Raw genomic sequence first — 24168 nt, 5'->3', positions numbered from 1 at the left:
TTAGTGAGCTCTCGTGTCAGCTGGAGTTTCAGAAGGTTCCGTGTTCGGACTGGCGACGGTTTTCTTCGGATTTCCGCCGGGCAGCATACTCAGCTTACCATTGTTGATCGTCAATTTCACATCTCCCAGACGTTCCGATTCGGAGATATTATGAGTGATGTGCAGCGCTGTCACACCGGTCACGTGCTGAACATTGTTCAACAGATCGCAGATCTCTCCACGCGTATCTTCATCCAGCGCACTCAAGGGTTCATCCAGACACAGAATCCCAGGCCGGGCCGCCAGCGCACGTCCCAGAGACACCCGTTGTGTCTCTCCACCGCTTAAGCCGTGTGGGGTCCGGTTCAATAATCCGGTGATACCCAGCAGGTTCGCGAGTTCATCGACGCGTTCGTCAATCTCGCGTTGCTTCCACTTACGGATTTCCAAAGCGAATGCCAGATTATCTTTGACCGTCATCGTATGGAACAGCACGCCTTCCTGGGGCACATATCCGATCTCACGCTCAGCCGGTTTGGCATGAGTCATGTCTTTGCCATTCAGGAAGACTTCGCCCGACTGCACTTTTTTCAGACCGCAGATCGTCTCCAGAATGGTCGTCTTCCCGCTCCCCGTTTTCCCCATCAGTACGGCGTAATGCCCCTGAGGAATTTCAAAGCTGACATCGTTCAGCCGGAAGTCACCCACTTGTACACAAAGGTTTTTTACCGAAATCATATTTCAACTTATCAGGCGAACATCGCCACCTGTTCTCAAATCATATTTCCAGTCGCGGTGCAAAGTACCGCCGCTATTTATATCTATATCGCCGCCGAGCGGGTCAGACCAAACATGCGGGCAATCACCAGCACAATCAGGGCGGAAACAACCATAATCAGGGAAGCGGCTACGGCCCCCTCGATATTTCCCACGGTCAGTTCCAGAAACACGGTTGTCGGCAGCACCTCGGTTTTCATCCGGGTCGCCCCCGAGAAGATCAGAATCGGGCCAAATTCTCCCAGCGAGCGGGCCCACGCCAGGGTCGCTGCAGCCAGCAGTCCCCGATAGGCCTGCGGAAAGACGACCCGCCAGAAAGCCTGCCCCCGGTTGCATCCCAAGGTCAACGCTACCTGTTCATAGCGGGGACCGATCTGGTCGAAAGTGACCCGCATCGTCCGTACGGCAAAGGCACACGCCACCATAAACTGTGCGAGAATGATACTCGGAATCTCGTAAGTCACCCCGATAGCCCGCCCAAACAGCACTTTGGTGATCTTGCGAATCAACTCATCCAGTGACTGTGTCTGGTCCGCGACGGCCGCTGCAGCCACCTTGTCATACACGATGCCAGACTTCGCCGCCACCATTTCATTCAGCCATTCAAACTGGGGTAACTGGATCTGAAACAGTATCAACAGACAAAGACCGATGACCAGGGGAGGGAGCACGATCGGAATATCCAGAATCGCGTCTATCAGCGTCTTTCCCGGAAACTGATGCCGCGACATCAGGTAGCCAATGGGTACCGAGACCCAGAGCGAAAGCACGGTCGTAATCGCACAGGAAACCAGGCTCAACCAGATCGCATAGCGGATTTCCGGCTTCTGAAACGACCGCATGATATGACCGGGAGTCGTATACGTCGTCTCCGCAGCCAGCATCGCCACGATCAACAGAATGTATACGGCACTGACGGCCACAAACACGGCATAAAAGGGGAGATCAGAACGCGACTTCCATGTGCGAGGAGATTCTTCAGAATTCGACGCACTCATAGTGACTCCGGTGTAATCCGCCAGCGGAAGCCGATCGATTCGAAAATGCCACGCGAAGGATTGGAAGTCAGTTTATCCACCAGACGCTGCATCAGATTCGGATAATCGGTCGTTTTCAGAATCGCAATCGGCTGTTCGGCCAGGGGGTCCCCCTCTTTGATTTCTATGATGTCGACCTTGTCTTTGACGTAAGGCAGATTCGCCCGGTAAACTATCGCAGCATCAAGCGAGCCCGTACGCAACTGATTGACCAGCAGATCTGCAGTCGGCGTATTGGTTTTCACATTGGGCTGTACGAGGTCATACAGATTTTGATCATCCTTTTTCAGGGAGGTCAGCAGATTTTTCGTCAATGCGCCCAGGGCACTCTGCTCGTGATGCGCCAGGCCCACCCGCACATCCTTGCCGGCCAGATCATAGATGGACTTGATCTGCTTCGGGTTTCCTTTCTCAACGATCACCACCATATCGGTTTCCGCCACGGTCAGGGGAATGCTGAACTTGGGCTGCACCTGCACCATGTAAGAAGTATCACAGGCGAAGTAAGCATCGGGACGTTGACCACTGTTGATCTGCCCCACCAGAATACCACAGCCGTTAAAGACCGTATTGATTGTCACCCCTTCGCGCTCTTCGAACTCTTTGAGCGTATCCTGAATCGCCAGCCGGTTCACACCACCGCTGAACAGCAGAATGGTCGGATGCGGATCCCACTTATCGCCTTTAACCGTCTCGTAGCCCAGCTCCGCAAACGCTTTCTGCCCCTTTTCAGGTGCCTGCAGATAACGGGCAAACATCAACGCTTCCCGGGGCTTTTCCGTAGAGGTCAATACGGCCACGGTTACATTCTTGATTGCTTCGGTGAACTCGGGAATATCCACCATGTCTGCTTTTTCCGGATGCTGATTCACGGTCGCATCCCAGACGATCGCGGCATCAACGGCCCCCAGCATCACGTCGGTTGCAATTTCCGATACCGTCGGCTTAAACACCCGGGCTGACTTGGAAAGGGATTCCCATTTACCGTGTTGCGTCAGAACTTTTTTGGTCAATTTGCCAATCGAGGCGGCATCGGGATTCGCCAGGGCCACGGTGACATTCTCTTTGAGCAGATCATCGATTGACTTGATGCCCTTCGGATTCCCTTTCTGCACCATGATCACCGGATGCATCCGGGCCACGCTCACCGCTTCGTCGACCAGCCCCTTTTCACGGGCAATCTCGATGTAGCTCGTATCGGCTGCCAGGTAGAGGTCTCCTTTTTTCGCCACCTGCAGATTACTGAGCAGGGTACCAGACCCGCCGTACTGCAGGTGAACCGGCATGCCAAATTCTTCTTCGGCAAATTGGGCTGCCATCGCGGCGACCGGCGGTTTGATCCCCGCGGCACAGTACATCACCAGGGCATTCTCTTCCGGATCAGCAGTGGAGTCACCCCCCTCGGATTCGTCTGTTTGTGAACTGGATGAGTCTGTCTTTGTTGTAGACGACGAAGGAGTATCTTTAGGCGGCGTATAGACCAGCAACACCAGCATGATCACCAGAAAGACGACCGAGCCGCCGGCGATCACCAGGCCTGACACTTTTCCGCTGCGGCCTGATTGAGAGCAGACCTGAATTCGGGGCTGAGGAGCGGGATGTTTCATTCTCTTGTCCTGTATACTTACTGAGCGAAATTGATTCTCAGGAGTTGACTAACGATTCTGATTCTTGAGGAGTCACGAGGCGACCATCCCTGATCCCCAACACGCGTTGCGCCGACTGTACTGCCTGGTCATCGTGCGAGACCATGAGTACGCAACCACCATCGGCGGCAAACTGACTGAGTGCGTTCAATACGATAGTGGAGTTCTCGCTGTCCAGGTTGCCTGTCGGCTCATCTGCCAGCAGAATTTTCGGCTGATGAAACAGGGCCCGGGCCAGAGCCACCCGCTGCTTTTCCCCGGTACTCAACTGGGCCGGGGTATGATGCAGACGCTGTTCCAGGCCGAATTGTTCAATCAATGCACGGGCGCGTTCGCGGGCCTGACTCCGATTCGATGCCAGGGCCGGCGTTAACACGTTATCCAGCACATTCAGGTAGGGTACGAGGTGGAACTGCTGAAAGACAAAGCCCAGATGTTGAGAACGGAAACGGGCCCGTTGATCACTCGAAAGACGATACGGGTTAGTCCCTTCGATCAGTACCTGGCCGGAATCGGGGCTGAGCAGTCCCCCCGCCATCAGCAACAGTGTCGACTTACCACAGCCGCTGGGGCCCTGAATCGCTACGAACTCAGTCGCATCGACGGTCAGGCTCACGCCGTCCACTGCCTGGACACGGCCCGGACCGGACTTGAATGATTTCGACAGTTGTTCCAGTTCAAGTAACATCGTGATGTAATCATCCTTCCTGGAGAATGGTGGCAGGATCCTGTCGGGCCGCCAGCAGGGCAGGGATCCAGCTGGAGAGACTGGACAGCAGGGGGGCGAACACCAGGCTCAACAGTAACCAGCGTCCCGAAAAGAGGACCTGCGCCGGATCTGCAGCCGCAGGCAGGTCACCCCAGGTAACGCCGATCCAATAGCCCAGAAAATAGCCGATCAACGCCCCCACGAGGCCGATCAGCAGTGCTTTGATGATAAAGATTCCGAAGACCTGGGAAGAACGCACGCCAATCGCCCGCAGAATTCCGATCTCGGTTGCCCGGCGGCGGACGTTTTCCAGTGAAAGGAAACCAATCCAGGCGCCACACCCCAACACCACGAGAGGCACCAGGATCGCGGCAAAACTGGCATGCCGTTCGATCAGTTTAATCCGATTGGCCTTTTCCTGCTCCAGTGATGCGACCGCGGTCGCAGCCGCCGTGTTGCGTGCTTCGGCGCGGGCCAGGGCAGGAGGGCCACGTTCGATGATCTGGGTGCCGGGCAGAATCTCAGCTACATCCTTGCGGATTTCTGCGACTCGATCTTCGGTAGCACAGTTACATTCCAGCGCCAGAATGGCATTCAGCAGATTTTCCATGCCCAGCAATTGCTGCGCTTCTTTGAGATTGATCCACACGGTACTGTCATCGGAGTTCCCCCGTTCGGGGAAGACCTTGGCGACCTTGAACCCTTTGCCCATCAGTTGGACTTCGTCGCCCACTTTGAGACCGGTTTTCTTCTGCACCTGGTAGCCCAGCACCATTGCCCCCGCGGGCACGGGTTGCTGTAGTGGTTTCTTCAGAGCCCGATGCAACTGGGGCACTTCACCGCGGGTGCCGGTGAGAATGATATCCAGTTCCTTTTCGGGCCAGGTCACTTTCTTCGCCACCATCGGCAGCATGTGGTTGATGGTGACAATTTTGGATTCAGACAGCTTCCGCATATTGTCCTCGGGCATCGTTCCCGAGACGACGCCGGTCAGGTGAAACTCTTCCAGGTCCTGGTCGGCAGGGAGGATCAGAATATTAAACCCGAGCCCCTTGGTAATCTTCCGCATCGCATCTTTCAGCTCGGCTCCCGCCTGTTTCACCTCATCTTCCTTCTGTTGCAGAATCAGTGCGGTCTGAATTTCGTCCGCCTGCAACAGAGTCAGGGCGGCAATCAGACAGCCGACCGCAACGATCACCGACAGCAGCCCCAGCAGAAAATTCATTTTCCGGTGCTGCATTTCCTGAAGAATCAGATGAAAAATTGACATAATGCCCGCTCTTGATTTCCTGATGGAGTGAGGGATTCAGATACAGATCTGAAATTTCAACTCTCTGATTTACGTCCCATAACGATGTAGCTCGCAGCCAGCACGATCACGATTGCCAGCACAGCCAGGATCGAAAGATTCCGCAGCAGTGAGCTGCTTTGAGCCGCTTCTGTGGTTCCCGCAGCAGGAAGTTCGGTTGTACCTGCATCAGCGGAATCACTCTCCTGCGTCTGGACTTTCGTTTCGGCCGTAGCTGGTTCCGCCTGAGCTGTCTGCTCTGCTGATACGCTCTCTGTTTTCGGTGTCGCCTGATCCGATTTCTGTTCTTTTTCTTTCGACATCGACAGCCCCTGTGCTGCATCAGCGCCCTGTTTTGAGAAGCTGGTCAGCCCGGTCAGGTCGGGAATCTCTTTTTCTTCCTGGGGAGTAGGTGTTACCAGTTTCTCCCAGTTGACCGCCATCAGCAGGTCGGTCCCTGGATTCTGGTCTTTCACCTGACAGGTACAGGGGCCCGTCAGATCCCGACAGGCCTGCTCGATGGTCCCGGGATTGATCCCTTTGCCGATCAGAGCATACAGCACGCGTCCACGACCAAACACCGGCAGTGCCATCGGTTCGTCGCTGAACTCATGCAGATCGTTTTCGGTGGCGATCAGCATGCGTGTGAAATAGTCTTCTGCAGCCTCTTTGCGAGACAAGGTTTCCACGCTGAATTTAAGCTTGAGGCTTTCCGGCGCGACGCTGACCAGTCCCTGTTCAATATCGGCCTGTTCGATTTCGGGGAGTTTGAGTGTCTTCTCCATCCGCTTCAGTTCGGCTTTGAGCTGCTCCAGTGCGGCCTTGTCCTGTTCCGCGTCACCAGATTCCAGAAAGACCCAGACCGCGGTCTGACCGTCAATCAGCTGTTTAGCAATCTTTTGACGCAAGGGGGAATCGATGAGTCGCGTTACGTTTTCTTCCGTCAGTTCTCCCGACCAGAAGCCCACCGGTACCGGAGCGGGCAGGGGAGTCCGCATGACCAGCAGAGGCAGTGTCTGGGAATCCTGTCGTTTCCAGAGTTCCAGATCTTGTGGTGCCGGGTCGACATCCAGGTCGACCAGCTTCAGTTCAACATTCGCGGACTGCCGGGCGACAGCCCCCTCCCTGGCAAACAGGTCGACGACACGCTGTTGTTCCGGTTGAAGTGGACCACGGTGAAATACCACGGCGCTGTATTGATCTGCGGGCCAGCGTTCCAGCGCGTACCGAAATACGGGAACGGAACAGGCCCAGATGACAGTTGTCGTTAACAGGGCGCTTAGCAGAGTCACTGGTATTAATAACCGTCTCATGCAATCACCTTTCGAGGAGGGGGTCAGGTCGGGCGGGTTGCTATCGGGAAATCATTCACCGTATTCAGCTTAAGTACTGATTACGTAAATTCAATCCAGCACGTAATATGATGACAAATTGTGTGGTAAATGTGAAGAAAAGATGATTTCATTAGGAAACTTTTCTGAGAACAGGTTTCCCGGCTGAAAACGGGAGCAATTAAGTTGAACTCGACTTTCTCCGTTTCTCTCCATAGCGAATAAAAAAGGCAGGCATCCTGCTAAACTTCAGAATACCTGCCTGCTTTTGTTTCTCATTTATAGTCCAGCCCACTGAACGGGCTCCTTAACGGCTTACTTCTTCTTGCCAGTCAGTTTCAGTTCGATCGGCTGCCCCGGTTCGACTTTCACCTGCAGCTCCGAATTGTCTTTGCTCGAGTATTTCGCGGGCAACGACTCTGTGGCCGGGGATTCAATCGGAGGGGTATCGTCTCCTTCCGGAACAGGTGTACCATCGGGCATCAGACGATAACTGACGGCCACGCGATAGGTGCCCGCCGGCAAACCTTCGCCGCCCCGAAAATAAACCACTTCGAATTTCCCCCCCTCTTTGGATCGCCCCTGTCCCCCCACGCCGGGGGTACTCTCAATGGGCATAAAGAACAGGTCAGCATTTTCCAGTGGTTCTTCATTGAGCAGAACCACCCCGGTGACGGGGCCGAGTTCCGGCCCCTCAGGTTTACCACCACAGCCGATACAGAGACTGCACATCAGCAACACGGCTCCCAGAGCCGTGCGCTTCCCTGGAATAAGTATCATGAAGTACCTCACGCAAGAATGTTAAACTCAGGTTGTAACTCAGAACTAGGGAATTTCGACGACAAAACCGTCTGAAATGGTCCCCAGTCGTCTCAGCAGAGTGAGGTCTGTATTTTCCGAAATGAAGCGGACCGATCCGTCGCCGAGACCAAAGTGAGCCCCGCCGGTATGCAGACTTCCCACCTGCCCCCAGCTGTTGAGGTTTCCGGTATCGGGTCGCGTCCAGCCGGTCGGGATATCCCAGACATTGATTCCGGGGTCGATATCCCCGCCTGTAGTCACCCAGCCACGCATCCCCCAGGCCGGAGGTTCGCCGTTGGCAACGGTACGCGTTGTCTCGCAGACCATCAGGGTGTTCGAGGTTCCATCTTTGACATCGCGAATCCGGCACCGGCTGTTCTCGCCGAACATCTTGCGGGCATTCGGAGCCTGTCTCGACCAGAGGTTACAGTCGATTGTCTGGTCGGCACTCAATTCATAATTGGTTTTGGCTGGACCAGGCGCAACTGAGGTTCCATAGGGAGCTCCTGTTCCGAGGTGTGTCGACCCGGAATCGGAAGGGCAGAGGAAGACGTCCAGCAGGACAGCCATCTCATCCGCATTGTCCGCCGGATTTCCTGCCAGGGGACTGGATGCCCCACCATAGCTGCAACAGTACCCGGTATTCTGCGCACTGTTGGCAGTATCCAGGTTGAGTCGGTTGTAGAGGGGAGACTGATCGAGATAAGGCAACAACAGACAGAGTCCGTTTTTATTATGGGTCGTACGACCGGGATCAGGAGTTGCCAGGGTACACCAGCCGTAGGTGATTCCGCCGGGGGGGAAGACACTGTGAGCATCGTGGTAGTTGTGCAGGGCCAGAGCGACCTGCCTGAGCTTGTTTTTACAGCTGGCACGACGAGCTGCTTCGCGGGCCTGCTGGACCGCAGGCAGAAGCAGGGCGATCAGAATCGCAATGATGGCGATCACGACCAGTAGTTCAATTAATGTAAATCCGCGTCTCCGTTGAAGAGGACTGAAAGACATGACGCACTCCTAATAAAAAAACGATAAGAAATCATGAATTATTAAGATCCGGTCAGAGCCATCCAATCCGATATTCCCGGGAGAAAGATGGAATGGTTATCCGGAAGGCTTTATCGAATAGAAGTGAAAGATCGTGAGAGAGTAGTTAGAGCAGCTTAATGTTCTTATATAATCGAGTATACATGCGACAGGCAGGTGCTCAAGAAGAATCGGGATTTGTTTAGGAGTTTTATAAAAAAAGAAATTAACCGCTTGTTAATCTCTTCCAGGGGGAGCAAATTCGCCTGACCAGGCAGACGCGGGTACCAGGATTTCAAGAGAGCGATGCCGGGGAATTGAGCGTATCACACAGCCCCGGATCAGGTTACCAGCAGACGAATACCAGCAGCAGCGTCGAAGAAAGCCCGATCAACAGGAGAGAGGCACAGCCCGACTTCATCGGGATCTCATATTTCTGAATCAGAGCTTCAATAGCTTCCTTCGATTCTTTCAGCCCGGAACCAGTCAGTTCCCGGTACTCTTTGATGGCCTCGATTTTATTCCCCTGGCGGAGCGATTCGACAATCTGCTCCATGGCTTTGGTCTGGTCAGAGTCATCGGCATTGGGTTGAGAATTTTCTGCGGAAGTGTCGTCCATTGAGGTGCCTTTCATTAAAAAAGCGAGCCTGTTGTCTTCACATGGAAAACAACAGGCTCGCTTAAGCTGTTCCCACGCATTTCCGTTTTAACATTGGAAATGCGACTGGTTCAAGTAATTTCTGCTGGAATCGTCAACCGGATCGCGCCCCTCTCCCACAACCCCGATCTAGGAAACGAGGCAATCGGACAGGCGGGGATTCCGCGTCTGCCGCTCCGCCTGATAGGTGCAGGCTTTCGCCAGCAGGTTTTTCATCTCGGCCAGTGAAACGTCCTGCAGATCGATATTCAGCTCCTGCAGACGATCAATGACTGCATTCGCCAGTTCCATACTGTTGGTTGCGGGGGATAAACCGTTCCACAACTCTTCCATGACCTGTTCTGACATGACCTTCTTCTCCTGTTTCATTTTTATATCACTTTTTGGTTGTCTCGTTTGCTTTCTCAGCGATGACTGGCTCATCAGTCACTGCCGGGCTGATCTCCTGCGGATAAGCCTGATAATTGGAAGAATCGCAAGGACTGTACCAAACCTGCCAAAAAACAGATTTGCATCTGGATGCGAACGTAAATGCCTGCAAAGCCAGACTCTTGAGTTCACCAGTGGACTGGTAAGAATGACAACGCCCCTCGGGCCGCTCTCACGAGTGTCCTCGTTTTTGCGACATTCTTACATCAAGATGATAAGTCTTACGAAATAGCGGAATTCACCCGGATTTCGCTCAAGTCCCAGCACCTCTCAGACGCGGGTGACTGACACACTGTTAAGACAACACGAACGCCGTACAAGTTCGCTGATTTGTCTGACTGTGACAGCAGGTCGTCACTTTGATCTGAAAATCAGTGTTCTGCAGGCAGGGAAGGCTGGGGACCACGGGAAGCCAGCTTCTGGTCCCACCACTGAATCGCGGTTTCGCGTTCGTCGGCACTCTCATCCAGCAGCTGTTTCAGCAGTTTCTGCTGGGCAGTGGTCAGGCTCATTCCCCGCCGCTGCATCGAAGTCTCTGCCAGCTGCAGCATGCCGTCCAGATCGATCTGCCCGTCGATCCGCCCCAGCCAGAACCGGGAAAAGGATGGAATGTGTTTCGGCAGCAGTTCTCCCGTAGGGAGGACCATCGACATGACGCCCACCGAGGTGCCGGTATTGAACAGGCTGTTGAGCCCGGTTTTAGTGTGGTCGCCGATAAAACATCCCACCTTCACGGCCCCGGTATCAACGGGATAGCCCGAGATGGGAACCTTAACGTTGGAGTAATCGTTTTTGAGATCACTGTTACTGGTCTGTGCTCCCAGGTTCACCCAGGGACAAATATAAGAGTGCCCCAGAAACCCGTCATGGTACTTGTTCGCATAGCCGTGAATGATCGACTCTTCAATTTCGCCTCCCAGTCGGCAGAACGGGCCGGCACTGGTTCCCGCTTTGAAATTCGCGCGGAACAGACGGGTTCCCCGACCAATGTAGGCGGGTCCCTCGATCCGGGTGAATGCCTGAATCTGGGCCTCAGCTTCTACCACAATCGGTCCCTGGCGCGTGTCAAAGACAACAAAGGGATCGATCTCAGCGGACTCAGCAATCCGGACCAGTTCCGGAGAGCCGACGATCGTCAGGCTGAGGGCATCGCCGCCCGAGGCAAAGGTATCTGATGCAGATGCAAAATCTTCCAGCAACTGCTGACGGTTCTGATTCACCAGATCCCAGGGATAGCGGAGTTCCGGTCCCTGCACAGCCAATGGTTTACGGGTCGCGGCGATCTGGTCAATCGCGTCATCCCAGGCTTCGGTCGTCAGCAGCACTGACTCTTCCGGATCCAGCAGCAGGTAGGCCACACAGTTGCCCTGCATCCCGACTGTCTCGGTGGAAGCACTGGCAAGCTGTTTCAGATCCTCATTAGAGGGCAGCCAGCGGCCATTAATCAGCAGGGTGGGTGCTTCACTTAACCAGAGTGCATCATTGATGCGGGCATCCGCATGCGATTCTGCATAGACTTCTGTCAGCACCGGACGGATCAGAACGCCCCATTCCGCAACGGGCAGGGTTCGCAGCAGTCGCTCGCGGAGTGAGCAGGTACCACACAGCAGTTCAAACACCGGTCGCATGAGCGAGACCGGTGAGAATTGCAGAGCAGAATGATCTTCAAAAATGGCAAGCCGCATTATCGGGCACTTCCCTGTGCGAAATCAGCTGAATAGCAGGTGTGAAACATCAATTATTGACTCCTGATTGACCTTTCACCCCGTGCATTAATAACAGATATGCACGGGGGAGAAAAGGCAATTTAATACGAGAGAGAATTGATCTTCACGGACAGGGAAGGATCCGAAAAGAATATTAATTTTCTTAATATTTACATCTTACCGGACCGGCTTCCTGCCTGGCGGATTCAGCGAACTCCAGCTGAAAGCGGGCTCGAGTTTGACAGACGATAAATGGCCGACTGACATTCGGGCAGCTTGGTGTAGTTATCTGAAATTCCCAGCACCGTTTCCGCTGCTCCCAGCAGTAACACGCCGGCAGACGACATCTGTCGGCTGATGCGGTCGAGAATGTCTTTCTTGGTCTCTGGTTTGAAGTAAATCAGGACGTTTCGGCAGAAGACAATGTCGAACATGCCCAGGTGCTGAAAATCTTCCAGCAGGTTCAGATGCTTCCACTGAATCCCGGCTCCCAGTTCCGATTTGATCTGCCAGCCCTGTTCGCACTGATCAAAGTGCTTCATCAGCAGCTGCACAGGCAAACCACGCTGAACCTCAAACTGGGAATAAATCCCACCCCGGGCCCGATCCAGTGCTTTGCTGCAGAGGTCGGTCGAGACGATCTGAATATTCCAGTTGGCCAGTTCCGGGAAGTGTTCGCGGATCAGCATCACGATGCTGTAAGGCTCCTGCCCGTGAGAGCAGGCGGAACACCAGATCCGCAGCCGCTGGGTTGCTTTCCGTTCGGCGATCAGATTCGGTAAGATCGAATTTTTAAGTTCGTCAAAAGGACGTCTGTCACGGAAGAACGAAGACTCATTCGTCGTCATCGCTTCCATTACGTCTTTTTTCAGACTGGGATCGATACTCGATTTGAGTGCCAGCACGAGATCTTCGACCCCGTTCATACCATGTGACTGGGCCAGCGGAACCAGACGGGCTTCCAGCAAGTACTCTTTATTCTCGCCGAGAGACAGACCTGTTGTATCCAGCAAAAAGCTGGTTATGAAATTATAATCTTCTGGAGACACGGGAACACCACTTTCTATAAAGAACAAAGTCGCGCCAGTTCAGAGGCAATATTTCTGAGTGGCAGCACCTGGTTGGCCAGTCCTGCCTTGGCGATAGCGCCAGGCATTCCCCAGACAACACTGCTTCGTTCATCTTGTGCGATAATATAACCTTGACGTTCACTGATCGATCGGGCTCCCTCGATACCGTCATCTCCCATCCCGGTCAACATCACCGCCAGCACAGAACTGCCATACCAGTTTGCTGCGGAGTTGTATAACGGATTGACTGAGGGACGGCAGAAATGCTCGGGCGCTTCCTGATTCAGTCGAATTACCATGCGATCATTCTGCTTGTCGACCACCATGTGATGATCACCTGGCGCGATGTAGATATGACCTCTTTCAATCAAAGCACCATCAACCGCTTCTGAAGTCGGTCGACCGGTATCCCGCTGGATATGTTCCGCCAGTGTTCGTGTAAACAAGGGTGGCATATGCTGGGCTATCAGAATCGGCAGCGAAAACTTCTCGGGCAGGGCGGACAATACTGTTTTTAAAGCATTGGGCCCTCCCGTGCTGGATCCGATGACCAGTACCATGGGAGTTTTTACAGGAGACGTGGTCGTACGCACCTGCAGTTGGGTCAGACTCTGAGAGTCGGTCTGCCTGCCACGAACCAGTGCCTTGATTAAAGGCAACAGATCGTGAGCCATCTGGGCGATTGCCTCAGCCGCATTCGACGCGACCGGTTTGGCAACACATCCGGCGGCCCCCAGATCCAGCGCCTGCAGAGTAATTTCTGCTCCGGCACGGGTCAGAGAACTGGCCATGATCACCGGCAGGTCTGGATGGCTTTGTCTCAACTGCTTCAGACAGCTGATTCCATCCATCACCGGCATTTCCACATCGAGCACAACTACATCCGCCTGGTGAGAATTCAACCAGGTCAACGCAGCCTGACCGTGCATTGCGGAACCGACAACACTGATCTGATCATCGAGATTAATTGCCTGCGTCATTAATCCACGAATCACAGCCGAGTCATCAACCAGCAGTACTTTGATTACCGAATGGCTCACAAAACACCTGTCTCTTCAAACTTGTCGCGGATGATGTCTTCAGTGAACGGCTTCATGATGTACTCGTTGGCACCAGCCTGCATCGCCTGCACGATCCGGGGCATATCATTTTCCGTAGTGCACATCACCACGATGGGCTGTTTCTGACGATCTTCTGCACGCAGTGCGGTCAGAAACTCCATCCCATCCATGATCGGCATGTTCCAGTCCAGTAAAATCGCATCCAGTTCCGGATTCGCACGCGCGACTTCCAGAGCCTGCTTACCATCTTCCGCTTCCAGAACTTCCAGGCCAAACGCCCCCATCATGCGGCGACCAACCAGTCGCACTGCACGGGAATCGTCTACAAGTAATACCGTTTTCATTATCACCGGTCTCCCAGTATGTAAGTTATCGTTTAATCAAATGCCGACCCGCAGAACTGGTGAATCTCTTACAATCGCACCACGCGGACAGGCGGTCGTTTCTTTTCTCATTCGAAGTCTAGGACACGTTTTTGTGCCGGAGTCTGGCAAAGTCCAAAATCCTTAATTTTCAGCAGGTTTGAGTGTTTTGCCTGAACCTCAGTCTCGTTGTTAAAACAAAAAAACCGTCAGACCTGGCATTTGTAAATATACATGAGCTCAGACTGACGGTTGATTTGATTGAACTGCAGTGTCTGCCCCGTCAGGGCCATACTGCTTAGATGGTACGCATCCGCTTCAGGAAGTTGGCAGCAGCTTCGTCCAGCTTGACCGATTCCTGAGTCAGACCCTGAGCAGCGGCCAGCATGTCGTTTGCTGCCGTTCCACTCTCGCTGGCTGCCTGGGAAACACCCGAAATGTTGTTGGTCACTTCGGCAGTACCGCGAGCCGCTTCAGCGACGTTACGGGAAATCTCATTCGTAGCTGCAGTCTGTTCCTCAACGGCACTCGCAATTGTTGTGGAAATTTCGTTGATCTTACGAATACTTTCCCCAATCGAACCGATGGCCGAAACCGCGATGTTCGTCGAACCCTGAATTGCAGAGATCTTCTCGCTGATTTCTTCCGTAGCACGTGCAGTCTGGCGAGCCAGTTCTTTCACTTCGTTCGCTACCACAGCAAACCCTTTACCAGCTTCACCGGCCCGGGCTGCTTCAATGGTCGCGTTCAGAGCCAGCAGGTTAGTCTGCTGAGCAATCGAAGTAATCACTTTCACGACCTGACCAATTTCACTGCTGGCATCACCCAGTTCTTTGATGGTCTCATTCGTACGATCTGCTTCACCCACAGCCTGTGAGGTCATGTGCGACTGTTCCTGTACGTGACGGGCAATCTCGCTGATCGAAGCACTCAACTCTTCCGCAGCCGAGGAGACGGTCTCCACGTTACGGGTTGCTTCTTCACTGGCTGCAGCCACAACCTGAGACTGGCGAGCCGTTTCATCAGCCATGTCAGACAGACTCTTCGAACTGGCCTGCATTTCTGTAGCAGAAGAGGTAACGACACTTACGATGCCCTGAATTTCGCTTTCGAAATCATCAGCCAGCTTGACCTGATCGGTAATCAGAGACCAGCTGACCATCGGGCCGATGTAATTGCCTTCCTTGTCGGTGATCGCTGTTGCCAGCAGGTCCAGAGTTTCGTCGCCCACCTTGATTTTTGCCCGGTGAGGCAAGTTGGACGGATCAGCCAGCATCCGCCGCTGCATCTCTGGATTCTTATGGAAAATATCGATGCTCTGACCAACCAGCTGATCAACGGGCTTAGGCAGCAGATGCTCAATGGCTTTCAGCTGCTTGTAAGAAGCAGGGTTCATGTAGACCATTTCGAAATCGCGGTTGGCCAGCAGCACATTGATGGGAATGTTATCCATCATGTTCTGCACACGCACCATCTCGGCTTCAGCCAGCTTCTTCTCGGTGATGTCTGTCGCATATTTGACGACCTTCACCAGTTTTCCACTCTTGTTCTTGATGGGATTATAAGAAGCGGAAATCCAGATCTCTTTTCCACCTTTGCCAATGCGCTTGTACTCAGCAACCTGGTTAATCCCGGCATTCAGTTTTTCCCAGAATTCCTGATATTCAGGACTGTTCTGAAACTCGCTGTCTACGAACATCCGGTGATGTTTACCCTGAATTTCTTCGAGGGAGTAACCGACCGTTTTACAGAAATTGTCGTTGGCCTTGATGATCGTGCCATCCATTTTGAATTCAATCACAGCCTGGGCATCGCTGATTGCGCCCAATTGACCGGACAGGTCGCAGTTCTCTTCTTCCTGCTGGATGGTCTCGGTGATGTCTTTCCAGGTCATGACAGTTCCGACACTCTCACCAGACTCACCGCTGGCAGCAGACAGACTGATTTCCAGGTAACGTTGTCCCACAGGAGCGGTGATCGTTTTCTCTCCCACCAGACCGGTAATCGCGGTCTGCAGTTCAGGAATGCGGGCAGCCAGCTGATTGATGCTGCCACCGACAACCTGTTGTGCTGTCAGTCCCAGTTCGCCGCTGAGCTGATTCAGCAGTTCCTGTCCCTTGCGGTTGATGTAGGTCAACTCGCCTTGAGCACTGACAAACAGGGTGGCCTGTGGACTGAATTCCACAATGCCGTAAAACTGATCAAGATTCTGCGACCGTTCAGTAGCCGCGCTCTGTCCCGTATTCTGTACTGAATCAATCGACATTTCACTCTTCTCCTTAGGATGGTTGATCTGCTCTTCAGATCGAATAGACTGTTCGGTTTGTGTTTCGTTTAAAGTCTCTGAAGTCAGGGCAGGGTCCACGTCAGACGCTTCTGCTTCAAAGTCGGCTCCCGTTGAGCCCCCGGCAGCCGCTGATTGAAGTTGCTTAGCGCGACTTGAGTCTTTGGCTCCTTCAATCATCAGGTTTGCTACCGCTGTCAGTGCCTGATCCCAGGCGTCTTCCAGTTCATCACTCCAGTGTTCGCCGGCAAATTCAGCCAGCACACTCAACAGCGTTTGTGTGACGGGTGGGTAATCGTCTTCCTGGACACCCATTTCGTCATGTTCTTTTCCCAGTTGATGCAGAACCCGGGTCAGGGCGGTGGGATTTTCCAGTGACTTCATCACCAGCACCAGTGCCTGAATCAGTTTGCCCCGCTGCTCGGAAAAGTCGGTATGCGTAAAATAGCGCAGAAGATCGGGATAATCTTCGAATAACTTCTCATAGAACCGTTCTGCCAGCTGGTCGGCCCGGGGCGCCACCAGCTCGAACGATTCTCGAAGTGCAGTCACATTTAAATCCACGATTTGGCCCTTTTAAAATGCACCGGAAACAGAACGAAAGTCAGTCAAAATTCAGAATCGTTTCGACATCCAGGATGACAAACAGTCCCTCGTCCAGCTGAAACACTCCAATCGTGACCGAGCGCCAGTGTGGATCCAAAGTCCGGGGTACCGGTTCCATCGAACGTCCGGAAACGTTGATCACGTCTCCCACTTCGTCGACCAGCAGACTGAAAGACTCGCCTCCCAGTCGCGTTACGACATTCATTGATTCTTCGTTGTCCAGGTCAGGTAGTCCCAGACGCTTCCGCAGGCTGACCGCCGTCACAATCTGTCCCCGCAGGTTGAGCAACCCTTTAATTTCAGGGCGGGCCAGGGGAGTCGGCGAAATCACCTGCTCCGTCAGGACTTCCTGCACCATATTCACAGGAATTCCCAGCAGCTGACCATCCACGCGGAACGAGACATACTGACTCGAATAATCTAACTGCGACTCCATGCCGCTGGTTGAATCAGTCGCTGTAAGGCTCATGCATTGACTCCTGCACTATGTTTAGTCCGGGCAAAATGCTCATCCAGACAGGAAATGAGTTCGTGAGAATTGAATTTGACCAGGAACTGATCAAAGCCGGCCTCGGTGGCCCGCGTCTGATCTGCACTGCTGTTGGAAGAGGTCATGGCCAACACGCAGGTCTCCTGCGTGTTCGACTGTTCTTTCACCCATTCGCAGAATTCGAAGCCATCCATCATCGGCAGATCGAGATCGGTAACAATCGCCTGGAAATTCGCATTGCGTTCCAGAATCTCTACCGCTGCCACGCAGCTGTCGCAGGTTGCCACAGAGTAGCCTGCGGTCTCCAAAGCGGTCGCGACCAGCTGACGGAAGAACATCGAATCATCAACCACCAGCACCCGGAAGGATTTCTTATCTTCCACCTTGGCAAACCAGTTGGGGGTGGAACGCATCACATAATATTGAGTATCAATCACATCGATGGCATTCTTACCGATAATTGCCGTACCCAGTATGCCCGGTCGATCGGACTGCATGCGGATCACCAGCTGCTCGTCGATGATGTCTTTAATCTCGCTGACCATCAGGCCCATCGATCGGCTGTTCTCCGAGAATACGACCACAGGCTGTGGATCAATTGTTTCTCCCCCGCCATACCCGGCACCTTCCACTGAAAGTAACGGCAGCAGGTTGTCTCGATATTGCACAACTTTCCGTCCGCCATTCAGTTCAATGCTCTCCAGCGGGAACTCTTCCAGTCGCGCCACCAGCGAAAGCGGGACGGCCATGGTTTCATTTTCGCCGACACCGAACAGCAGCATGCTGATCGTTTCCCGACCAGTTCCAGAGTTATTTTCTTCAGCCACTGCCTGCGAGTGCGAAGAACTGCCACCGCACTGGTTGAAGATTCCCCCGACATCGAGAATCATCACAACCCGCCCGTCACCAAGAATTGTTGTTCCCTGATACAGGCCGATGTTTTTCAGCAGCCGCCCTACAGGTTTGACCACGATCTCTTCCGTGTCGAAGATCCGCGATACAATCAGCCCGAACTGGTCTTCGCCAACCTGGACAACCACGATGTTTGTATCGTGCAAATCGTCATCATCTTCAAGTGCTACTTCTTCCAGTTGCAGAACTTCATTCAGATGGACCAGCGGCAGCAGTCGATCCCGCAGACGGAAGACTTTCTTGTCATGAATTGTTTCAATTTTCGTACGGTCTTCAGCGGAGAGACGTACCAGTTCGACAACACCCAACTGAGGAATCGCGAATGGCTGACCGCCACTCTCGAGTACCAGGGCCGAGACAATCGCGAGCGTCAACGGAATCTTGATCCGGACAGTCGTCCCTTTGCCCATCTTCGAATTCAGGTCGACGGTCCCACCGATTTTTTCAATCTGGGTCCGTACAACATCCATACCCACGCCGCGACCGGAAATGGAACTGACCTGTTCTGCCGTCGAAAAGCCAGGCTGGAAAATCATGGAGAAGACGTGGCTGTCCGTCATTGTGTCGGCGTCGGCCTCGTTGATCAGCCCCTGTGAAATTGCCTTTTTCAGAACCCGTTCACGGCTGATGCCGGCTCCGTCGTCCTGAATCTCAATAATCACATGACCGCCTTCGTGATAGGCATTCAGATGAATGGTCCCCGATTCCGGCTTTCCGTTAGCTTTACGGATCTCGGGAGCTTCAATCCCATGGTCAGCCGAGTTGCGGACCATATGCGTCAATGGGTCTTTGATGGCATCCAGCACCGTGCGATCGAGTTCGGTTTCCGCACCGGTCATCACCAGTTCGATATGTTTATGTGTCACCTGAGACAGGTCACGCACCAGGCGGGGCAGCTTATTCCAGGCATTTCCGATAGGCTGCATACGGGTCTTCATCACCCCTTCCTGCAAATCGGTTGTCACCCGGTTCAAATGGGTGATCGGCGCTGCATACTTCGATTCCTCATCTCCCCGTGCCAGCTGCAGCAGCTGATTTCGTGTCAGCACCAGTTCCCCGACCAGGTTCATCAGGCTGTCGACAACGTTCACATTCACGCGAATCGAAAGATCGGCAACGCTGACCTTAGACGACTTAGCCCCATCATCGGCAGCATCCACCACGACTTCGGGAGAAGCTGGTGTCGGTTCTGGTGCTCTGACCTCTTGGGAGGGAGCTTCAGCTACCGGTTGAGATTCGATGGTTGCTGATTCTGCAGGGGAGGGTGTCACAACTGCAGGAGCACTGATCTCTGCCGGCTCTGTAGTCGCCACCGTTTCCGGGGCAGCGGCAGGTTCTGCTATGGGGGCCGTCGCCAGATTTGCCAGGTCATCCAGCATGCCGGTCAGAGTTGAATGATCGGTCTTGGGCTCTTCTCCGGTTGCTTCCAGCCCCTGCAACAGTTCTTTAATACTGTCGACAGCTTCCAGCACCAGAGAAATCGCTCCGGGAGAAACTTCCATCATCCGCTCGCGCATCTTACCCAGCACATTTTCAGCTGAATGCGCGACCGCTCCCAGATTCGTCAGTCCCAGAAAACCACAGGTTCCCTTAATCGTATGAATCGTCCGAAAGATGCTGGCGATCAGCTCAGCATTCTGAGGATCCTTTTCCAACTCAACGATTTCAGAGTCGAGTTGACCTAAGTTTTCCCAGCTTTCTGCCAAAAACTCCTGCAGAATATCGTCCATCAGCCCGTCCTGGTGATTAGGGAACGTATTATATAGTAAATTTGAGACCTGGCGGGAGGAGCTAAGTTACTTACAGACAGGGTCTTATCAACGTTCCCCGATGCATGATCTGTCGATATATTCCCTCTAGATGTAAGTATTCTCCTCTCAAGCACTATCGTCATTTTTGCTGGAGCCCCTTGAGGTCGTGTGATCCAGACTACGCGCAGGGAGGGGAATACTTGTCGAAATTTGTCACATGTCAGCGCCTGCGAACAGTATCTGTACAGTAAATCCGCGCCCAATCTGCCGGGACATTTGCCAGTCAGCGAGTACACGCACAAATACTTAACATTGTTGAATTATTAAGAACTCAAACGAGTTGCTGCGTTCGGTTGTGTGGCCGTGCATAGACTATTACAATCAGCCCCGAAAACGAGTTACAAAGTACGCGCATCGAGATCCCCGAGGAATTGTCTTCCAGCGGATCTGCCGTCAACAGATAGATATAAATTTCATTCAGATGTAAGGAGTGAGTCCTGTGGCTGCTGTAAAGGTAGGTATTAACGGTTTTGGACGCATTGGTCGTATCACATTCAGAGCACTGGCTGCCCGTCCCGACGAATTCGAAGTGGTTGCCATCAACGACCTGGGTGATCCTCAGAAACTGGCATGGCTGTTGAAGTACGACAGTGTTCAGGGTCGTTTCCCCGGAACTGTCGAAGCAGAAGGTAGCAACCTGATCGTCAACGGAAAAACCGTACGGGTCTGTGCAGAACGCGATCCTCGCAATCTGCCCTGGAAAGAACTCGGAGTCGAAGTGGCTCTGGAATCCACCGGTTTCTTCACCAAACGTGAAGCAGACGGTAACCCCGGTTACGACAGCCACATCACCGCTGGTGCTCGTAAAGTAGTGATTTCCGCTCCTGCGAAAGACACTCCGGACATGACCGTTGTCTTCGGCGTTAACGATGATCAGCTGACTTCAGAGCACAACTGTGTTTCCAACGCCAGCTGTACCACCAACTGCCTGGCTCCCATGGCCAAAGTCATTCACGAAAACTTCGGTATTGAGCACGGTCTGATGACCACAGTGCACGCTTACACCAACGACCAGCGTGTTTCTGACCAGCTGCACTCCGACCCGCTGCGGGCCCGTGCTGCCGCTGTTAACATCATTCCAACCACCACCGGTGCTGCTAAAGCCGTCGGTCTGGTTCTGCCCGACCTGAACGGCAAACTGACCGGCCTCAGCCTGCGTGTTCCCGTTCCCGCTGGTTCAATTACCGACCTGGTAGTAACCCTCAGCAAAGACGTCTCTGCTGACGATGTCAACGCTGCCATGAAAGCAGCCGCTGAAGGTCCTCTGAAGGGCATTCTGGAGTACAACACCGATCCGATCGTCTCCAGTGACATCATCGGCAACACTCACAGCTCCATCTTTGACGCCACCTGGACCACCCAGATCGGCGGCAACATGATCAAAGTTCTGAGCTGGTACGACAACGAATACGGTTACTCAAACCGGACGGCCGACATGATCGCTCGTCTGGCGCAACTCTAATCATTATCTAGTCTTATAGAATATGATTTAGAGACGGAACTACGAAAACAGCCGAGATGGTTTTCATCTCGGCTGTTTTTCCAGAGTGACTCACCTACACACAAGAACAGGTGTTTCTACTTTCCACTAGACTATGATCCCTGAGATCGTCAAAATAGTCCGCTTATAATAAAAGCAGTAACTCCATTCATAAAACTCGCAAGAAATCAAACTCTTGATGCGAACGATTCAGAGCTCTTGCTTTTGGCTTTGAGTTGTATATTATTCCTGAATTCTATGATTGACTCGAATACCAAACACAAACTGTTATCAGCTGCACCGGTAATTGCTCCCTCGATGCTGAAGTGTGACTTCGGCAACCTCCACCGTGAGGTCGAGCTGCTGGATGCCGCTCAGGCACCCGTACTCCACTGGGATGTCATGGATGGGCATTTTGTCCCTAACCTCTCCTACGGAGCCATGCTCATTGAGCGGGTCAGACCATTGACCAAGTCGTTTTTCGACGCCCACCTGATGATCAGCAATCCCGAAAAGTATGTTGATGACTACATCAAGGCTGGCTGCGATTCGATTACCGTCCATATCGAAGCACTGCCGGAACCACAGGGTCTGCTGGATCGCCTCCAGGAGGCAGGGGTTTTACCCGGTCTGGCGATCAGCCCTCAGACACCACTGGCACGGATCGAACCGTATCTGGATGCCTGCGGACTGGTGCTGGTGATGAGCGTGGAACCTGGCTTTGGGGGGCAGTCCTTCATCGAAACCAGCCCCGAACGAATCAGACAATTGAAATCAATGATCTCTCCGGAAACGATTCTCTCCGTGGATGGAGGCATTGATCCAGATACCATCGGCGCAGCAGCTCAGGCCGGTGCCAATTACTTCGTGGTCGGAAGCGCCATTTTTAATGAGCCCGATTACGCAACTGCTGTCAGCGATCTGGCCCGGATAGCCAGAAGCCGGACAGCTTCCTTAACATAAAAGAGATTCAAAAACATGCCAACTGTGGTACTCATACGTCCTGGTTGTACTGACTTTGATAAAGATGAGCGAATTCAAGGTACCCTGGATCTTCCACTGAACGCAAAAGGGGAAGAACAGGTTCGAAATCTGATTCCCCAGTTGGAACAGGCGGGGATCGAAACCATCATCACTTCTTCATCAGAGCCCGCACTGTCAACAGCCGAACAGCTGGGCGAAAACCTGGGCGTTCCGGTCAAGGAAAAGGAAGGCCTGAAAAACCTGAACCAGGGGCTCTGGCAGGGCTTGGAATACGAAGAAGTCCGTCGGAAGTACCCCAAATTACTCAAACAATGGGCCGAATCTCCCGAAACGGTCTGCCCACCCGAAGGGGAACTCGCCTCGGAAGCGGTCAACCGGGTCCAGAAAACATTACAGAAATACCTGAAGAAGAAACAGAACTTTGCCATCGTGGCTTCAGAACCACTGGCGACGATCATTTCCAGCCTCCTGCGGAACGAACAGAAAGAAAAAATTTGTTTTGAGCACGCCGGACGCTTCTGTCACAATGAAATGTTGGAAATTCTTGAGTCACCCCCTAAAAAAAGTGATTCAAAACAGGTAAATTTTGACGATCAATCAGAAAAGAGGGATTCCCAACAGGGTCAAAGCTGCCATACAGAAAAATGGCGCTACGAGGAGGCTAAGTAATATGAGTTCTGCTCCCAAGTCAAACGTCGATTCAAAGCTCAGCCACACCACCCGCCCCAAGCGAGGGGTGCCGGAAGGACTCTGGCAACGCTGTCCTGCCTGTAACGCAACCGTGTTCTGCAAACAGGTCGATCAGGGGCTCGGCCTCTGCCCGGAATGCGATCACCACTTTTCGATCTCGGCTCACACCCGAATCCAGCAGCTGCTCGACCCGGACAGCTTTGAAGAATGGTACCCCGACCTCACCGCAGGCGATCCGCTCGAATTTGCTGACAAAAGCAAAACCTACAAAGAACGCCTGGTCGCGGAGCAGAAAAAAACGGGACTCAAAGATGCCTGTATCGTCGGCAAAGGCTACATGCGTGGTCGCCCGCTGGTCATCGGCATTACCGACTCATCTTTCATTATGGGCAGCATGGGTTCCGTGGTCGGCGAAAAACTGACCCGCGCCATCGAACAGGCAACGGAACTCAAACTCCCGCTGATCATCATCAGTGGCTCCGGCGGGGGAGCCCGCATGCACGAAGGGATCTTCTCCCTGATGCAGATGGGAAAAGTTTCAGCAGCCCTGGGACGCTACCACGAAAAGGGAGGACTGTTCATTTCAGTTCTGACCAACCCCACCATGGGGGGAGTCGCCGCCAGTTTCGCCTCACTGGGTGACATTGTCGTTGCGGAACCCAAAGCCCTGGTCGGTTTCGCGGGACCGCGGGTGGTGGAAGCCACGATTAAAAGCTCGCTGCCCGAAGGCTTCCAGACCAGTGAATTTCTTCTGGATCATGGCTTTGTCGATCGCATCATTCCCCGTCCCCGACTCCGCTCGGAACTGGCACGACTGATTGACTATTGCGTCTGACTCCCCCAAAGTCTCAAAACGAATCCCTGAAACCGTCCCGACCACCGTTCGCATCAGTCGACGCTGATTGGAAACAGTCGATTTCAGGGGACCGCTTTGCGTCTCGTCAGGCTGGCAATTATACTGGAAGTGTTGGGCCGGTTAACTTCTTCTGAGCCCGGGATGAAACCTGGTCCTGAATTCACTCTCTGCCCCTGGT

Annotated in this window: 21 protein-coding genes; 4 read left to right on the top strand and 17 right to left on the bottom strand. The window is 53.3% G+C overall.

Annotated features, from left to right (window positions below; translation table 11 throughout):
* The 17 genes from HG66A1_RS12605 to HG66A1_RS12525 all read right to left on the bottom strand — a co-directional run bounded on the left by HG66A1_RS12605 (position 1) and on the right by HG66A1_RS12525 (position 19899).
* Positions 1-717 (bottom strand): ATP-binding cassette domain-containing protein, encoded by a 717-nt coding sequence (locus tag HG66A1_RS12605; RefSeq protein WP_145184151.1) that lies wholly within the window; start codon positions 715-717, stop codon positions 1-3.
* Positions 718-800: 83 nt separating this feature from the next.
* Positions 801-1754 (bottom strand): ABC transporter permease, encoded by a 954-nt coding sequence (locus HG66A1_RS12600; RefSeq protein WP_145184148.1) that lies wholly within the window; start codon positions 1752-1754, stop codon positions 801-803.
* Positions 1751-3400 carry a molybdate ABC transporter substrate-binding protein gene (gene modA, locus HG66A1_RS12595; RefSeq protein WP_145184145.1) on the bottom strand — a complete coding sequence of 550 codons (1650 nt, stop codon included), beginning with the start codon at positions 3398-3400 and terminating at the stop codon, positions 1751-1753. Before modA ends, HG66A1_RS12600 begins: the two co-directional genes overlap by 4 nt.
* A gap of 37 nt (positions 3401-3437) precedes the next feature.
* The gene (locus tag HG66A1_RS12590) at positions 3438-4127 is read right to left on the bottom strand and encodes an ABC transporter ATP-binding protein (RefSeq protein WP_145184142.1); all 690 of its coding nucleotides are present in this window, start codon (positions 4125-4127) and stop codon (positions 3438-3440) included.
* 10 nt (positions 4128-4137) lie between these two features.
* Positions 4138-5418 carry an ABC transporter permease gene (locus HG66A1_RS12585; RefSeq protein WP_145184139.1) on the bottom strand — a complete coding sequence of 427 codons (1281 nt, stop codon included), beginning with the start codon at positions 5416-5418 and terminating at the stop codon, positions 4138-4140.
* Between the two features lie 56 nt (positions 5419-5474).
* Complete coding sequence (locus HG66A1_RS12580) at positions 5475-6749, bottom strand: hypothetical protein (protein WP_145184136.1); 1275 nt, start codon at positions 6747-6749, stop codon at positions 5475-5477.
* A 333-nt stretch (positions 6750-7082) separates the two neighbouring features.
* On the bottom strand, positions 7083-7547 hold the full coding sequence (locus HG66A1_RS12575; RefSeq protein WP_145184135.1) for a hypothetical protein: 465 nt from the start codon (positions 7545-7547) through the stop codon (positions 7083-7085).
* Between the two features lie 45 nt (positions 7548-7592).
* The gene (locus tag HG66A1_RS12570) at positions 7593-8573 is read right to left on the bottom strand and encodes a DUF1559 domain-containing protein (RefSeq protein ID WP_145184132.1); all 981 of its coding nucleotides are present in this window, start codon (positions 8571-8573) and stop codon (positions 7593-7595) included.
* Positions 8574-8937: 364 nt separating this feature from the next.
* On the bottom strand, positions 8938-9210 hold the full coding sequence (locus HG66A1_RS12565) for a ribosomal protein L7/L12 (protein ID WP_197997121.1): 273 nt from the start codon (positions 9208-9210) through the stop codon (positions 8938-8940).
* A gap of 168 nt (positions 9211-9378) precedes the next feature.
* Positions 9379-9597 carry a hypothetical protein gene (locus tag HG66A1_RS12560; RefSeq protein ID WP_145184125.1) on the bottom strand — a complete coding sequence of 73 codons (219 nt, stop codon included), beginning with the start codon at positions 9595-9597 and terminating at the stop codon, positions 9379-9381.
* Between the two features lie 452 nt (positions 9598-10049).
* Positions 10050-11363, bottom strand: coding sequence for a putative sugar nucleotidyl transferase (locus HG66A1_RS12555; RefSeq protein ID WP_197997120.1), 1314 nt, complete (start codon positions 11361-11363; stop codon positions 10050-10052).
* A 227-nt stretch (positions 11364-11590) separates the two neighbouring features.
* Complete coding sequence (locus HG66A1_RS12550; protein ID WP_232106817.1) at positions 11591-12433, bottom strand: CheR family methyltransferase; 843 nt, start codon at positions 12431-12433, stop codon at positions 11591-11593.
* 14 nt (positions 12434-12447) lie between these two features.
* Positions 12448-13494: a chemotaxis response regulator protein-glutamate methylesterase gene (locus HG66A1_RS12545; RefSeq protein ID WP_145184116.1), complete on the bottom strand. Its 1047-nt coding sequence runs from the start codon at positions 13492-13494 to the stop codon at positions 12448-12450.
* Positions 13491-13859, bottom strand: a complete 369-nt coding sequence (locus HG66A1_RS12540; RefSeq protein ID WP_145040302.1) for a response regulator — start codon at positions 13857-13859, stop codon at positions 13491-13493. Before HG66A1_RS12540 ends, HG66A1_RS12545 begins: the two co-directional genes overlap by 4 nt.
* A 316-nt stretch (positions 13860-14175) precedes the next feature.
* Entirely contained in the window at positions 14176-16713 is a 2538-nt protein-coding gene (locus tag HG66A1_RS12535; RefSeq protein ID WP_145184113.1) for a methyl-accepting chemotaxis protein, read from the bottom strand.
* A 52-nt stretch (positions 16714-16765) separates the two neighbouring features.
* Positions 16766-17236 carry a chemotaxis protein CheW gene (locus HG66A1_RS12530; protein ID WP_145040298.1) on the bottom strand — a complete coding sequence of 157 codons (471 nt, stop codon included), beginning with the start codon at positions 17234-17236 and terminating at the stop codon, positions 16766-16768.
* A complete protein-coding gene (locus tag HG66A1_RS12525; protein WP_145184110.1) occupies positions 17233-19899 on the bottom strand; it encodes a chemotaxis protein CheW in 2667 nt (888 codons plus the stop codon). Before HG66A1_RS12525 ends, HG66A1_RS12530 begins: the two co-directional genes overlap by 4 nt.
* Positions 19900-20419: 520 nt before the next feature.
* On the opposite strand from HG66A1_RS12525, the gene gap reads away from it, so the two are divergent.
* From gap to accD, 4 genes are all read left to right on the top strand, one after another.
* On the top strand, positions 20420-21442 hold the full coding sequence (gene gap / locus HG66A1_RS12520) for a type I glyceraldehyde-3-phosphate dehydrogenase (RefSeq protein ID WP_145184107.1): 1023 nt from the start codon (positions 20420-20422) through the stop codon (positions 21440-21442).
* A gap of 276 nt (positions 21443-21718) precedes the next feature.
* Positions 21719-22423, top strand: coding sequence for a ribulose-phosphate 3-epimerase (gene rpe, locus HG66A1_RS12515; protein WP_145184104.1), 705 nt, complete (start codon positions 21719-21721; stop codon positions 22421-22423).
* 15 nt (positions 22424-22438) lie between these two features.
* Positions 22439-23113: a histidine phosphatase family protein gene (locus tag HG66A1_RS12510; RefSeq protein WP_145040289.1), complete on the top strand. Its 675-nt coding sequence runs from the start codon at positions 22439-22441 to the stop codon at positions 23111-23113.
* A 1-nt stretch (position 23114) separates the two neighbouring features.
* Positions 23115-23969, top strand: a complete 855-nt coding sequence (accD, locus tag HG66A1_RS12505; protein WP_145040288.1) for an acetyl-CoA carboxylase, carboxyltransferase subunit beta — start codon at positions 23115-23117, stop codon at positions 23967-23969.
* The last annotated feature ends 199 nt before the right edge of the window (positions 23970-24168 follow it).

Source organism: Gimesia chilikensis (assembly GCF_007744075.1).
Taxonomy (GTDB): Bacteria; Planctomycetota; Planctomycetia; order Planctomycetales; family Planctomycetaceae; genus Gimesia; species Gimesia chilikensis_A.
This window is presented reverse-complemented; position numbering and strand designations above follow the sequence as displayed.

Bases quoted from the DNA above. Each gene is read 5' to 3' on its own strand.
- HG66A1_RS12605 (WP_145184151.1), bottom strand. From the start codon at position 717: ATGATTTCGGTAAAAAACCTTTGTGTACAAGTGGGTGACTTCCGGCTG.
- HG66A1_RS12600 (WP_145184148.1), bottom strand. From the start codon at position 1,754: ATGAGTGCGTCGAATTCTGAAGAATCTCCTCGCACATGGAAGTCGCGT.
- modA (WP_145184145.1), bottom strand. From the start codon at position 3,400: ATGAAACATCCCGCTCCTCAGCCCCGAATTCAGGTCTGCTCTCAATCA.
- HG66A1_RS12590 (WP_145184142.1), bottom strand. From the start codon at position 4,127: ATGTTACTTGAACTGGAACAACTGTCGAAATCATTCAAGTCCGGTCCG.
- HG66A1_RS12585 (WP_145184139.1), bottom strand. From the start codon at position 5,418: ATGTCAATTTTTCATCTGATTCTTCAGGAAATGCAGCACCGGAAAATG.
- HG66A1_RS12580 (WP_145184136.1), bottom strand. From the start codon at position 6,749: ATGAGACGGTTATTAATACCAGTGACTCTGCTAAGCGCCCTGTTAACG.
- HG66A1_RS12575 (WP_145184135.1), bottom strand. From the start codon at position 7,547: ATGATACTTATTCCAGGGAAGCGCACGGCTCTGGGAGCCGTGTTGCTG.
- HG66A1_RS12570 (WP_145184132.1), bottom strand. From the start codon at position 8,573: ATGTCTTTCAGTCCTCTTCAACGGAGACGCGGATTTACATTAATTGAA.
- HG66A1_RS12565 (WP_197997121.1), bottom strand. From the start codon at position 9,210: ATGGACGACACTTCCGCAGAAAATTCTCAACCCAATGCCGATGACTCT.
- HG66A1_RS12560 (WP_145184125.1), bottom strand. From the start codon at position 9,597: ATGTCAGAACAGGTCATGGAAGAGTTGTGGAACGGTTTATCCCCCGCA.
- HG66A1_RS12555 (WP_197997120.1), bottom strand. From the start codon at position 11,363: ATGCGGCTTGCCATTTTTGAAGATCATTCTGCTCTGCAATTCTCACCG.
- HG66A1_RS12540 (WP_145040302.1), bottom strand. From the start codon at position 13,859: ATGAAAACGGTATTACTTGTAGACGATTCCCGTGCAGTGCGACTGGTT.
- HG66A1_RS12530 (WP_145040298.1), bottom strand. From the start codon at position 17,236: ATGAGCCTTACAGCGACTGATTCAACCAGCGGCATGGAGTCGCAGTTA.
- HG66A1_RS12525 (WP_145184110.1), bottom strand. From the start codon at position 19,899: ATGGACGATATTCTGCAGGAGTTTTTGGCAGAAAGCTGGGAAAACTTA.
- rpe (WP_145184104.1), top strand. From the start codon at position 21,719: ATGATTGACTCGAATACCAAACACAAACTGTTATCAGCTGCACCGGTA.
- HG66A1_RS12510 (WP_145040289.1), top strand. From the start codon at position 22,439: ATGCCAACTGTGGTACTCATACGTCCTGGTTGTACTGACTTTGATAAA.
- accD (WP_145040288.1), top strand. From the start codon at position 23,115: ATGAGTTCTGCTCCCAAGTCAAACGTCGATTCAAAGCTCAGCCACACC.